Source organism: Bacillus sp. FSL R5-0416, from assembly GCF_037975425.1.
Classification (GTDB): domain Bacteria; phylum Bacillota; class Bacilli; order Bacillales; family Bacillaceae; genus Bacillus; species Bacillus subtilis.
In genome coordinates, this window is sequence record NZ_CP150252.1 from 532,932 (window position 1) to 545,872 (window position 12,941).

Below are 12,941 nucleotides of genomic sequence, written 5' to 3' on the forward strand. Positions count from 1 at the left end.
TATGGATTTCATGAATTTCTTTATTCTTGGCGCAGACCTTCCAACACTTGGAGGGGTAAAAGGTTGGGCATCAGATGTTGTTATCCAATTCATTACGATCGTAGTCATGTTTATAGCAGCAAAGAATCTTATGAAATTAAAAATGGGCGGCATTATCTTTGTTTGCTGTATTGGCAGTGCGGTAACGTGGGTTATTAAACACTGGTCAGAATTCTCCGGCTGGATCAATGCACTAATGGAAAAATTGTAAGGGGGCATCTGAATGGGGCGTCTGGTGTTCAACTACCGGAAGGCAATGAGAGAGCCGAAGAAAATTCAGCAATTAACTGAAAATTATTCGTTACCCTTTGCAGTTGAGTTAATACCGGCTATTAACTATTTCATTTTTGTTGGTCTCTGCTTTGGATTCTGGTACGGCGTGAGGATGATTTTCCCTCACGCTTTTGATAACAGTTACGTCATCGTGATTTTTGGAATACCATTTTTTTTAACGATGCTTGTAACGAAAATAAAGCCGGAAGGCAAAAACATCTATATATATTTCTTTGATTTCGCAAAATATTACTTCTTCATCAAGCTCCCACAAAAGAAGTATTGCAATGATCGAAAGATTGATTTGAGTAACGAAAAACAAATTGAGTTTCGAAAACTTGTGAAGGTGGTGGATTATTCAAATGAGACTAAAAACGCCTATGAAGGCAATACACCAGAATTTGCTGTTAACAAGAACGGGCGACGTGTGGGCGTACTACAGAATAAAAAGCAATTCGATTCCTATGCAAAATAAAGAAAAAGTTGAGTCTTACAAAAAGAAATGGCAGCATCTTTTTGAAGAAATTACATCCTATGAGGATTTTCACTTGATGATGTATCCAAGTGAGTATGAATTAGAAAAACGATTTAAGGATTTAGAAACAGATATTGCATCAGATGCAATGGATGTGGCACGTTACTACAATGAAGAAACGGTAAGGCTGTTAGAACAGCGATTAGGAAGGCTAACAAAGTATGATTTCATTTTTGGTGTAAAACTGAAAAGCAGTCTTGTAAATATTAGTGTGGAACTTAAAGACAATATACTATCTTTTTTCAATACGGCGACTGATACAGTTGTGAAAATGCTCGGGTGGGAACAAAATGTTTCCACCTCTTTTTTTGAAAAGTATGAGGAAGTCGAAGAAACACTAGCTAATATCATGGCTTCTGTTCGCGGAGAACGGCTTTCAGAATCAGAAATGACATACATTAATCGTTATCACTTTGTGCGTGGGTTAAAGCACCAAACGAATGAAGAAAGTGAGATAAAGGATGTTCGTTCAATAACAAACACGATCATAGACCCCACTGACCCATCAGTTTTACATCTGCATAGTGACCAAGATGAAGGCTATACGGCTTTTGTGGTGATTGATGAATTTCTCCACAACATGTCAGAAAGTGATCTGTTTTATGAAGCGCAGTCCCTTCCTTTCCCTGTCGAAGTGCAGATGAAAATTCAAACGGAATCAAAATCAATTACAAAACCTGCCCTCAACCTTAAAAGACAGCAATTGAAAGAAGAACAAAAAGAACAACAAAGCACAGGCGATCGAAGTGATGTTTCCACTGTCACAAGCGCCACAATGATAAGGCATTTACAAGATGAAATAAAGAAAGAAGATGTACACATGATGAACTGGCTGTCTGTGATAGTCGTTCATGGAAAGACAAAAAAAGAATGTGTGGGGAAAGCAACGATTGTCAAAAGGCATTTAAAAGGCGCTGGCATTACTTGTCGACTTCCAGTGGCTGATCAACTGAACCTTTTTTACAAAATGCTTCCTGGTGAAAAGTTAGACATAACGGATAAGAACTGGATTCAAAAAACGACACAAGACGGCGTGGCAGAGGGTCTTTTCGCTGTTAACTCTGATATAGGTTCGAAAATCGGGTTCTTTCTTGGCTGGGTTGACCGTTTTCAAGAGCACACCGATTTAGAAAATGCCATTATGTCCAGTCGTGATTTTGTCTTATTTCACCCGTTCTTAGCCAATCAGCAGTTAAAGGGTTCAAAGACACGTTCTCCCCATTGTTTAATTTCAGGAGATACAGGAAACGGCAAGTCGTATCTGGCGAAATTGATTTTTATCTATATCACCATGTTAAACATCAAATCTCTGTATATAGACCCTAAAAAGGAAATGAGAAAGTGGATTCAAAGAGTACTGAATGATGAGGACATTAGAGAGAACTTTCCCTTATATATTGCACATTTAGAAAAATACAACTATATCACACTAGATCATGAAAACACGCACAACTGGGGAGCGCTTGATCCTATCTCCTTCCTCCCTCCTATGAAAGCAAAAGAGCTAGTTCAAGTCATTTTTGAACAAGTATATGACTTTAAAGGAAAAGACGATGTGAACACAGCTTTCCTTCGTGCTACATCAGAAGTAATTGAGGCAAAACAAAAAGGCGAACAGGTCGGCTCACTGGATATTATTCGGAAGATGCAGAACCATCCCGAAGAAGCTGTACAAAAGGCTGGCGACTACTTAAATGAGGTTGTATCAGATTCAATTTTAAAACTTTGTATTCATGATGGTTCAAACCCTGCATTGTCACTTGAAAAACGAATCACCATTTTAGAGGTTGAAAATATGGATTTGCCAGATCATGCTGAACGACTTGAAAACTACACCATATCACAACTAAAATCTAGTGCTGTCATGTTTGCGCTTGGTAAGTTCTGCGAACTATTCGGTATGAATCCAGATGAACAGACAGTTGAATTTATAGACGAAGCTTGGATATTTACAACGTCACAACAAGGAAAAAAAGTTGAAAGACAAATGCGCCGGATTGGTCGCTCATACAACAATGCGGAATACTTCATTTCCCAATCCACAAAAGACGCTTTAAAAGAAGAGGATTCTGGAAACTTCGGTGTTGCCTTTGCCTTTGATGAACCGAATGAGCGAGAAGAAGTGTTGAAATGGATGAACATGGAGGTCACAAAAGAAAACAAAAAAATGATGGAATCCATGTTTCAAGGTCAATGCTTATTTAAAGATTACTATGGCCGCACCTCCAAAATTTCGATTGAATGCCTATTCGTAGAATGGCAGGGCGCTTTAAAAACAGTAGAGAAAAAAGCTGTCGCATATGCGGAAGAAAAATATTTGTAAAAGGGGTTGAATCGTACATGGAAATAGCTTTCTTAAACTCTCTTGTGGTCACGAGTCCAGGCTTTTATAAAGCTGAAAAGATTACATTGGAAGAAGTTAAACAATGGCTAAAGCATTATGATGGTCGATACAAAAGTTTTATCGGACATAAATCAACGGCACAGTTCCTGCAAAAATTATTAGGCATCAAGATTGAACAAAACCGAAAGACTTTTAGGCATATGAAATATCAAAAAGCAATCTGTTTTTCCTTGTATGAACGATATCCCGAAAACGTGCTGCTAACGCAAAGAGACTTAGAGAAAGCCAGATATCAATTTTATTTATTAACTCGGTTAGATTAGGAGGTGGCTGTGATGAAGAAAAAAAGGATTCTAATTGTGTCAGCTATCGTGTTGCTGTTTTTAACTGTCGCTTCAGCTGTAACGGTATTTTCGGCTGATGGAGATACAACGACGCAGCCAAAAGTCGAAAAAGCTGGCGGCGTGGAATTGAAGGTGAAAAGGTTTCCTATCTCACGCTATCAAGCGAATAATGAAGCATCTGACGATTTAATCAAGGGGGCGTTTGTTGGGCTGACAAACGTCACTTTTTCTTTTGCGGGAAACATTGTTCGTGTGGTTGATGCGGGGATGGATATTTTGTATAACTTGCAACCGATAGACGAGTTCGCAAACTCCATTACAAACGTCTCTAAAACAGTTTATAAAACCCTGAAAAAGAATTTCGGTGAAGCCTTATTCATCTTCACGTGCGCCTATGTTGTCTACCTGTTCTGTGTGAGAGGTAGCGTAAAAGAAGCAATGCGACGGAGTATTCTATTTATTTGTGTAATGGTGATCGGCGGGCTTTGGATGTCAAACGCTGGTTATTACATGAAAGCGTTGAATGCCTTGTCTGTAGAAGCACAAGGAAAGCTTTTAACTGCGGGAAATGGATTGGTGGGCATTGTTCAAGATGAAGGGAATTTTGCTGACAGTTCTGCTATTGAAAAAGGAAAGGAAATGGAAGGCACAGTCGCAGTTATGCGTAATCTATACTTTGACATTGCTTTGATGAAGCCATTTCTAATCGTGAATTTTGGAGAAACAAGTGAAGCAAAAATTAATGAAAAAGGTGATTCGAAAGAGAAATTATCAAGGGTCGATAAATTGCTTTCATACAAGCTGTCAAAAGACGGAGAAAAAGAAAAACAGAAGCATATAAAGGATACTGAAATTGAAGAATATGAAAATGAGTCTATGACCTCTGGGAATGTTTTTAATCAACTTGGAGAATCTTTTATTGCTGTGGTCGCTTCTATTGTCATTGGGATACCATTTTTAGCATTAGCTTTCTTTAACTTCTTGCTCCAAATAATCGCTCTAGTGATTGTATTCTTTGTACCATTCGCTTTCATCTTAGCGTATGTTCCCCAATTAGCTTACTCGGGATTTGTCACCCTTGGACGCTTGGGGAGTGTTTACCTACTGAAAGCAATGTTAGGGGTTATCGTTCTGTTTGTGTATGTGACTTGTTTTATCGTTGACAAGTTAATACCGCCAAATGGTTTTGGAATGTATCTTTTAAATGTTGCTGTCCTTGCCTCAATCTTGTGGATTGGTTTTCACAAGAGGGATGCCATTATCAAGTTTGTGACTGCTGGAAAAGTTGTTTCAGTTGATAATAATATGATGGAAAATATGAGACAAAACATTGTTCAGCCTGCTTGGGAACAAGCAAAAAAAATAGGTGGAACATTGGGTAACGGTGGGGGCGTATTTACTGACTTTGCAAAGAATTTTAAGGGGAGAAAAGATGGTTCGAATGCTGATGGCGTAAATGCTGCTTCAAGTGGAAGTGGTGGTAATTCACCGAGTGGTGCTGCTATAGGGTATGATAATACTCATGCTATTTCAAGAACCCCGCAAAAAGAGACTGCTAACGGAATATCTAATCATAATAGCCGAAACTTAAAACGAAATCCTCAAACTCTGTCGAAAGAACAAGAGAAACAAAAAGAAGCATTTGCGAACGCAAAAGAAAATAAACAGCAATCCCATTTAGACAGATTGAGAAAAGACGGAATAAACTCTCCTATGCTGAAGGACGTTTTGCAAGAAGGTAATGAAGAGTTATCCAAAAGAGCGCCTATATTACAGGATAAAAAGGATGAATCAGCTAGAACAGATCAAAAAGAATATGTTGAACAGCTTCTTAAACAGCCCGATAACCAGCAACAAACTGATGATGCATCATTACAACATGAAGAAGAAACTGCTTCTGATCGAGCACCAGTCTTACAAGAGAGTGATAAAGACACAGAACGTACTGATCAAAAAGCGTATGTTTATGAAGAACAAAACCAGAATCCTGAAACAGATATGCAAAAAGATTTTGAAGTCCAGAAAGATGATTCTGTTTCAAAAAGTGAACCTGTAGCACAAGAGAGATTAGCAGACATCAAACGTTCAGACCAAAAAGTCATAACGAGTCAATCTGAACCACAGAATGGCTTTGAAAGCTCTCAACCTACAAAAGTAGAGAACCAACCTGTTGTCAATAATGAACGAAAAGCCAGACCATCTGAACCCGCAAAAGTTCATTCAGATGGTATTCGTGCTGAGAAAAAACAGACGGATGCACCTGCTGAAAGTAAGGCTGTTTTAAGAGAAAATCAGCCTTCATCACAAACGATTAAGCGAACTGAACAAAACGTAAATACATTTGAACAAGTGTCTTTAAATGATATTGGAAGGCGCACCTCGTCAAAAGTTGAAGATCGACTGAGAAGGGATGAAAGAACAAGATGATAAGTAAAAAGGTAGTTCTTCCTTTGGTGTTCTCGGCCCCTTTTATCTTCTTTTTTGTTTTATGTATCGTAGTGGTTATGACGATTTCAAGGGAAAATCAAGTTGGAGACGATTTTATAGGCGGCGGGGATGGCGAATATGAAACGGTCGGGATTGCACCGGAAGTCGAACGATTTAGGGCTGTATTTGAGAAGTACGCACGTCAGGAAGGTGTTTTTGATCAAGTCAATATTATTATGGCGCTCACCATGCAAGAAAGTGGTGGGCGTTCTTTAGATATCATGCAAAGTTCCGAAAGTATCGGCTTACCTCCCAACTCCATAACTGACCCAGAACGTTCGATTGAAGTCGGCATTAAACATTTTAAGAAGGTTTTTAAACAGGCTGGCGGTGATATTCGTTTAACCTTACAGGCATACAACTTTGGTTCTGGTTTTATAGACTATGTCAAAAAGAATGGCGGGAAATACACAAAGAAATTGGCACTTGATTTCAGCCGATTGCAAGCTTTTAAAATGGGCTGGAAAAGCTATGGTGACCCAAGTTACGTTGACCATGTCATGAGGTATGTGAAAGGCTCTGATAAAAATGTGAAGCCTGTGAATGGTTCTATGGATTTCTATGAAACAGTCATGAAAGAAGCTTTGAAATATGAAGGGCAACCGTATGCCTGGGGTGGTTCAAACCCGAAAACTGGATTTGATTGTTCGGGCCTTGTTCAGTGGTCTTTTGCGAAAGCTGGAATCACTCTTCCGAGAACAGCACAAGAACAACATGGGGCAACAAAGAAAATAAGTGAAAAAGAAGCGACTGCGGGTGACTTAGTGTTCTTTGGCGGCACATATGAAGGAAAAGCCATTACTCACGTCGGCATCTATGTAGGCAATGGCAGAATGTTTAATTCAAATGACAGTGGGATTGAATATTCTGATCTGAAATCTGGTTATTGGAGAGATCACCTTGTATCCTTTGGGCGTATTAAATAACTAGGAGTGAAAATATGAAAACACATATTGCATGGGCTACAGCTTGTTTATCATTGATATTGCTGACTGGATTTTTTACGAATGGACAGCAAACGTATAAGATTGAAAAGTTAAAGGATAAAAATGAAGTTTTAACAGAAATAATTAAGGAATTGAACCATATAGAATCAACAAGCAGCGCTTCAGAAAACAAGGCATTTCTTGAAGCGTTTTTTAATTACTCGGATATAGATAAGCGATATGAGACAGTTAAGAAGCACACAACCGGAAAAGGGTTTGACTATGCATTCCCTTCTCGTTCTGATCAAAAGCACACAGTCAGTGTGCAAAGTGAGTTACTTTCACTAGAGAGTTATTCAAAGCCGTTAGATGAATCTCATGAATTGTTTTTAAACATTGTCGAAATTGCCACAACCGCAAATTCAGTTACTACGAATCAAGTGTTGATTGTTCAAACGACTATGAAAAAAGAGAAAGATGGTTGGTTAGTTGATAATGTGCAGGTCAAGGGAAATGGATAAAAGGTGGAAAAGGTCGAATTGTTTGTTTATACTAAATATTGAAAAAGGAGGTAATGTTTATTTTGAAAAACCTTTTTATTTTCCTTAGTTTGATGATGATGTTCGTTTTAACTGCGTGCGGCGGCAATAAATATAATGATGCGATTGATGATGTAATCAATCAATATAAAGAATATAAAGGTGATGATACTAAAATAAATGTTTCGAGGGCTAATTCTATAGTTCGGGTTTACGATGGAGGAAAATATATTCAGTTCGCATTTTATATGCCTGATGATTCTTCTCGTGAATTAACTACTTTTAAATACTATGAAAAACTTGGAGACGAGTATAAAGAAATGAGCGACATGCCTGGAAATGGTGAAAATGATCGTCTTGGCTTATCAAAGAAAACACCTGACTATGAAGAAGCCAAAGGTAAAGAAACAAAGTTAAAGGAGTAGACCTGCGTTCTACTCCTTTTTTTGCTGTGTATTCATATTTGGAGGCGAATCTTCTGAACTAGATGTTTTGGCAGTTTTCATTTCAAATATAAATCTTGCTTCGTTCATTTCCCCTGGCAATATGTAGACATATTCAAGTATTTTGTTTGTTAATCTAAACATAGCATCAACTATATAACTATCAATATCTACTTGATCTCCATGAGCAGCCATATTTCCAAAATCTTTTATTACCTTTGAAATGTCACCCATTAAAGGGGGTAAAATGTTTTGTTGTTGTAACTGATTAAGTTTTTGATGAAGCTGTCCTTTAACAGCCCCTTTATCTTTACATACCATTTCTAAAGTTCTACGAAGAGAAATCAGACAAATAACGTCATCAATCTTTCTAACTCTTAGAGCTGATTCATATGCACTTTTAACACTTTTAGGAAGTCTGAATGAATTCACCTTTTCAGAAAGAGGGAATAAAACTTGACCATCTTCATAGATATCATAATCCTCAAAGTATGCTTCTTCAGTATTCCAATGAGTATGATATAGTTGAAAATCGTTACAAACCGGACACTCAAACACCTCGAATATGTCATTATATTGAGCTTGATCATCACCAAAACCTAATGGAACAAAAGTTTCTTTTTCATATCTATTTAACAGATTCATAGGAGTCTTATTTCCGCAGTGTGGACAAGTAAGAATTGTCACCATTTTAAGCACCTTCTACAACTTTTTTACTCGTATTATAGCACTATTATTGTGAACTGTTAATTTTATTCAATGATTCTAAAAGTTTGTAAATTGGTGTCAAGTCGCAAAAGTATTGGTATAACCGCAAAAAAACCGCAAAGGAGTAGATATAACGTACCTTTTTGTAATTCATCTTTGTAAAATAAAGGGTGTTCTGACATAATACAATTAATGTAAATATTCGCACAATTTATGTAAGGATGGGGGAATTTTCTTGCGGGGTGTTTTCTTAGATAAAGATAAAATTCCGTACGACATAGTCACAAAAAAGTTAAATGATTGGTATACATTAATAAAAGATGATCAAGTTGAGCAGGCAGAGATTATAAAAATAGAAGTAGAGAAAGAATTGCTAAACATGGAAGAAAACCAAGATGCCTTGTTATATTATCAGTTATTAGATTTTAGGCACGAGATAATGCTGAGTTATATGAAATCTAAGGAAATAGAAGATCTCAATAATGCTTATGAGACTATAAAAGAAATTGAGAAACAAGGGCAATTAACTGGCATGTTGGAATATTATTTTTACTTTTTTAAGGGGATGTATGAGTTTAGGCGAAAAGAATTAACTTCGGCGATAAGTGCCTATCGAATAGCTGAATCAAAGTTGTCGGAAGTTGAGGATGAAATAGAAAAAGCAGAGTTTTTTTTCAAAGTGTCCTATGTATATTATTATATGAAACAAACATATTTCTCCATGAATTATGCAAATCGTGCTCTCAAAATATTTAGAGAGTATGAAGAGTATGCGGTCCAAACTGTGCGTTGTCAATTTATCGTAGCAGGTAACCTGATCGATTCTTTAGAATATGAAAGAGCCTTGGAACAATTTCTGAATTCTTTGAAAGTTTCTAAGGGAAGTAACATAGAGCATTTAATTGCAATGTCACACATGAATATTGGGATTTGTTATGATGAATTGAAAGAATATAAAAAGGCTTCACAACATTTAATTTTAGCGTTGGAAATTTTCGAAAAATCAAAACACAGTTTCCTAACAAAGACTTTATTCACTCTAACCTATGTAGAAGCAAAACAACAAAATTATGATGTTGCTTTGATATACTTTAGGAAAGGGCGATTTATTGCCGATAAAAGTGATGATAAGGAATACTCAGCGAAATTCAAAATATTAGAGGGATTATTTTTTTCTGATGGTGAGACTCAATTAATAAAGAATGCATTTTCATATCTGGCTTCGAGAAAAATGTTTGCTGATGTTGAAAATTTTTCGATTGAAGTCGCTGATTATTTTCATGAACAAGGAAATTTAATGCTCTCTAATGAATATTATCGTATGAGTATTGAAGCAAGACGAAAAATTAAAAAAGGGGAGATTATTGATGAAAATCAGCCGGATTCTATTGGCAGCAGTGATTTTAAGTAGTGTATTTTCAATAACTTATTTGCAAAGTGATCATAGTACAGAAATCAAAGTGGCTGCAGATAGGGTAGGGGCATAAGGGTACTAAAAAGGCTTAATCTTTATTAAAAGGTTAAGCTTTTTTGGGCTATAAATGTAATCAATCAAAGGAGTCAATCAATAGACATGGAACAGGTTAATAATTTGTCACAATTTAAAGAGATGGTACAAAAACATTCAACTGGAGAAACATATTATAGAGGTCAACTATCTCATTATACTGATATCAATTCAAGTATTTCGAGAGATAAGGGATATGTATTAAATGAAGATAAAATTTTTACCGAGTCAGTTTTGATAATGCCAAACGAATTCGAACACATTCATGAACCTATTGATTATTTGGCTAAAATGCAACATTATAATATTCCAACTCGTTTAATTGATATGACTGTAAACCCACTTATAGCTTTATTTTTTGCAGTAGAGAATGTTGATGATGAAAATGATGGTATCGTTTATATTTTTAATAAAAATGGTGAAATGAAAGATTGTAAACATGTACGTCTACTTTCATTGTTAGCTAAAATTGATGATTATACCTTCTCTGTTATACAGAAAAAATATGAAGAACATTATGGCGAAATCATTACCATTCCTGAAATAACTCAATATTCAACAAAACCAGCGTTTATAAAATATAGTCAAAATGAAGATAAAACAAATATTCGAATCACAAATCAAAAAGGTACATTCGCTATTTGTTGTAACGAAATGTCTCCTGATGGTACGCTAGGACAAAATATTATGCCTTTAGTAAGTGACATTAAAGTTAAAATCCGAATCCCATATGAATATAAAAAAGTAGTTAAACAAGAGTTAGATAATGAAGGGATAAATAAAGCTTTTATATACCCTGAATTACCGTCAGTAGGGGATTATGTAAGAGAAAAATACAAATACAGAAACTATGCTAAGGAAAATATTTATACAATTGTTAATACTATGGATGTATCCACGGGTGCTGCAAAACGGCTTTCACTGATGGTAGTGTTGGAAAAGCCTCAGGACATAGAGCAAATTAAAGATATTTGTAAAACTATATTCAATGGTTATCAACAGTCACAAGATGTTATTTGGATATACATAGCGAAAAATGGTGAAGACTACAAAAATGCAAATTGGATAATGAGAGCTCAGTGGATCAGACCTACATTAAATGAGTTGTTTAAACCTCTTCCGATTGGTAACTCAAAAGATGGGGAATACTCCTGGGATTATTCAGAGGATTATTCTGTTATATCGAATTTTTACAAAACACTCTCTTAAGTCATCATTGAATTTTGGTGCCCAATTAGTGCCCAGAATTCATGAAAAATGATGAAAATAGGTGTAAATAAAATAAACAGATGCTTTGGTTAAAAGCTTTTGTAACCCATGATACGTTTTCACTAGGTTGAGGGCCTAGTGGGTGAATAACCCGTGGAGGTTCAAGTCCTCTCGGCCGCATCTCAATAATACCAAGGGTTTAACCACCTTTGGTATTATTTTTTTGTGCGGAAATACGGCTATGAGAGAAGAGTTGCTCACCAAAACTCACCAGTTGCTTAAAGTAATCATCCAAACGGTAGGCAGTTCCTTCTGTTTATTAGGAAAAAGATATCCGTTCATTGTAAAAGAAACGAACCATGCCCTATTCGTTCAAAAAAACTAATGGGTGATACATATTATACATGATTAATATGTATCACCCATTTCTTTCTTGTTCAACAATCGCGCTTGAGGAGAACATAAGCTAATACAACTGACTCGATTTCTAAAGTTGCTCCATTCTTTTTTTAAACAACTCATCCACAACCTGTTTTAAAATCTCGTACGACTGAATTTCCTTGCTCAATTCGTAAATATTAGATAACACAATTAATTCATCTGCTTGATACATTTGTTGGAAATCAATTAGTTCGCGACGAATTGTTTCTCGATCACCCATGATTGTATACCCCAGTCGACTGTGGAGAATTTCTAATTCAAACTGTGATAACGATTCTAGGAAGTTTTCAGTGGGTGGAATAAGCTTACTTAAATTATTTGTATAAATATCAATATACACCTGCAAATGACTTGCAGAAATAAAAGATGCCTCGTCCATAGATTCTGCTGCAATCACATTAATGCAAGCGATCACATAAGGTTCTTGTAAATAAGAAGACGGTTGGAAATTTTCTCGATAAATAGAGAGCGCTTCTTCCATCGAATGGGGTGAAAATTGAGCGCCAAATGCATAGGGTAAACCAAGCTTTGCAGCAATTTCCGCTGAATCCGTTGAGGATCCTAACACAAAAACAGGCACATGCGTTCCAATACCCGGATAAGCGCGAACCTCCCCCTGTACACTCTTATCCCCGACAAAACGCAAAATATCATTTACTTCTCTTTCAAAGAAAAACACTCCATTATGGTTGGAACGACGAATCACATCGGCCGTTTTTTGATCCGTTCCGGGTGCGCGTCCTAATGCCAAATCTACACGATTTGGATATAATGTTTCAAGTGTTCCAAATTGCTCCGCTACGATTAATGGGGAATGATTTGGCAACATAATACCCCCTGAACCTACGCGAATGTCTTTTGTATTTGCTAATATATGTTGTACAATTGATACGGTTGCTGCACTTGCATAAGCGTCGTGATTATGATGCTCTGCAAACCAAATCCGTTTATAGCCCATATTATCTACAGCTTTAGCTAATGACACTGCAGAATCAATCCCTTGTTTCATTGTTTCTCCTTGTCTTAATGGAGCAACTGATAAAACAGATATATCAAATTTTTTCATAATTTCACCTCTAAAATAATGAACTTATACAAGATCAATGGAAAAAACATTTTGAAAAATTGTCTCATATTAAATGGTGT

At 36.4% G+C, this 12,941-nt stretch carries 13 protein-coding genes; 11 read left to right on the forward strand and 2 right to left on the reverse strand.

The features are described 5' to 3' along the window. The first annotated feature begins 1 nt into the window (after position 1). The 8 genes from conC to NYE20_RS02840 all read left to right on the forward strand — a co-directional run bounded on the left by conC (position 2) and on the right by NYE20_RS02840 (position 7,912). Complete coding sequence (gene conC / locus NYE20_RS02805; RefSeq protein WP_003328173.1) at positions 2-250, forward strand: transposon conjugation system subunit ConC; 249 nt, start codon at positions 2-4, stop codon at positions 248-250. A 12-nt stretch (positions 251-262) separates the two neighbouring features. After that, complete coding sequence (locus NYE20_RS02810) at positions 263-787, forward strand: conjugal transfer protein (RefSeq protein ID WP_339184445.1); 525 nt, start codon at positions 263-265, stop codon at positions 785-787. Continuing rightward, positions 675-3,170, forward strand: coding sequence for a VirB4-like ATPase ConE (gene conE, locus NYE20_RS02815; RefSeq protein WP_339184448.1), 2,496 nt, complete (start codon positions 675-677; stop codon positions 3,168-3,170). Before NYE20_RS02810 ends, conE begins: the two co-directional genes overlap by 113 nt. A 17-nt stretch (positions 3,171-3,187) precedes the next feature. Beyond that, a complete protein-coding gene (locus NYE20_RS02820; RefSeq protein WP_033881975.1) occupies positions 3,188-3,514 on the forward strand; it encodes a YddF family protein in 327 nt (108 codons plus the stop codon). A gap of 3 nt (positions 3,515-3,517) precedes the next feature. Next, positions 3,518-5,962, forward strand: coding sequence for a hypothetical protein (locus NYE20_RS02825; protein WP_339184451.1), 2,445 nt, complete (start codon positions 3,518-3,520; stop codon positions 5,960-5,962). Further along, on the forward strand, positions 5,959-6,948 hold the full coding sequence (locus tag NYE20_RS02830; protein ID WP_339184453.1) for a bifunctional lytic transglycosylase/C40 family peptidase: 990 nt from the start codon (positions 5,959-5,961) through the stop codon (positions 6,946-6,948). The genes NYE20_RS02825 and NYE20_RS02830 overlap by 4 nt, the downstream gene beginning before the upstream one ends. Positions 6,949-6,962: 14 nt before the next feature. Then, a complete protein-coding gene (locus NYE20_RS02835) occupies positions 6,963-7,469 on the forward strand; it encodes a hypothetical protein (RefSeq protein WP_339184456.1) in 507 nt (168 codons plus the stop codon). A gap of 62 nt (positions 7,470-7,531) precedes the next feature. Further along, positions 7,532-7,912, forward strand: coding sequence for a cystatin-like fold lipoprotein (locus NYE20_RS02840; protein WP_072174285.1), 381 nt, complete (start codon positions 7,532-7,534; stop codon positions 7,910-7,912). Positions 7,913-7,921: 9 nt separating this feature from the next. Here NYE20_RS02840 and NYE20_RS02845 read toward each other — a convergent pair whose 3' ends face one another. Next, complete coding sequence (locus NYE20_RS02845) at positions 7,922-8,620, reverse strand: DUF4145 domain-containing protein (protein WP_072174266.1); 699 nt, start codon at positions 8,618-8,620, stop codon at positions 7,922-7,924. A gap of 253 nt (positions 8,621-8,873) precedes the next feature. Here NYE20_RS02845 and rapI point away from each other — a divergent pair, with 253 nt between their 5' ends. From rapI to NYE20_RS02860, 3 genes are all read left to right on the forward strand, one after another. Then, positions 8,874-10,049 carry a response regulator aspartate phosphatase RapI gene (gene rapI / locus NYE20_RS02850; RefSeq protein ID WP_339184461.1) on the forward strand — a complete coding sequence of 392 codons (1,176 nt, stop codon included), beginning with the start codon at positions 8,874-8,876 and terminating at the stop codon, positions 10,047-10,049. After that, the gene (gene phrI / locus NYE20_RS02855; RefSeq protein WP_072173573.1) at positions 10,006-10,125 is read left to right on the forward strand and encodes a phosphatase RapI inhibitor PhrI; all 120 of its coding nucleotides are present in this window, start codon (positions 10,006-10,008) and stop codon (positions 10,123-10,125) included. The genes rapI and phrI overlap by 44 nt, the downstream gene beginning before the upstream one ends. Before the next feature lie 86 nt (positions 10,126-10,211). After that, positions 10,212-11,354, forward strand: coding sequence for an FRG domain-containing protein (locus NYE20_RS02860; RefSeq protein WP_339184464.1), 1,143 nt, complete (start codon positions 10,212-10,214; stop codon positions 11,352-11,354). A gap of 487 nt (positions 11,355-11,841) precedes the next feature. Here NYE20_RS02860 and NYE20_RS02865 read toward each other — a convergent pair whose 3' ends face one another. Beyond that, positions 11,842-12,861, reverse strand: a complete 1,020-nt coding sequence (locus tag NYE20_RS02865) for an LLM class flavin-dependent oxidoreductase (RefSeq protein ID WP_161621361.1) — start codon at positions 12,859-12,861, stop codon at positions 11,842-11,844. Positions 12,862-12,941: the final 80 nt, after the last annotated feature.

What these genes read in the sequence shown, in the direction of transcription:
- conC (WP_003328173.1), top strand. Translation starts at nt 2, where the DNA reads ATGGATTTCATGAATTTCTTTATTCTTGGCGCAGACCTTCCAACACTT.
- NYE20_RS02810 (WP_339184445.1), top strand. Translation starts at nt 263, where the DNA reads ATGGGGCGTCTGGTGTTCAACTACCGGAAGGCAATGAGAGAGCCGAAG.
- conE (WP_339184448.1), top strand. Translation starts at nt 675, where the DNA reads ATGAGACTAAAAACGCCTATGAAGGCAATACACCAGAATTTGCTGTTA.
- NYE20_RS02820 (WP_033881975.1), top strand. Translation starts at nt 3,188, where the DNA reads ATGGAAATAGCTTTCTTAAACTCTCTTGTGGTCACGAGTCCAGGCTTT.
- NYE20_RS02830 (WP_339184453.1), top strand. Translation starts at nt 5,959, where the DNA reads ATGATAAGTAAAAAGGTAGTTCTTCCTTTGGTGTTCTCGGCCCCTTTT.
- NYE20_RS02835 (WP_339184456.1), top strand. Translation starts at nt 6,963, where the DNA reads ATGAAAACACATATTGCATGGGCTACAGCTTGTTTATCATTGATATTG.
- NYE20_RS02845 (WP_072174266.1), bottom strand. Translation starts at nt 8,620, where the DNA reads ATGGTGACAATTCTTACTTGTCCACACTGCGGAAATAAGACTCCTATG.
- phrI (WP_072173573.1), top strand. Translation starts at nt 10,006, where the DNA reads ATGAAAATCAGCCGGATTCTATTGGCAGCAGTGATTTTAAGTAGTGTA.
- NYE20_RS02860 (WP_339184464.1), top strand. Translation starts at nt 10,212, where the DNA reads ATGGAACAGGTTAATAATTTGTCACAATTTAAAGAGATGGTACAAAAA.
- NYE20_RS02865 (WP_161621361.1), bottom strand. Translation starts at nt 12,861, where the DNA reads ATGAAAAAATTTGATATATCTGTTTTATCAGTTGCTCCATTAAGACAA.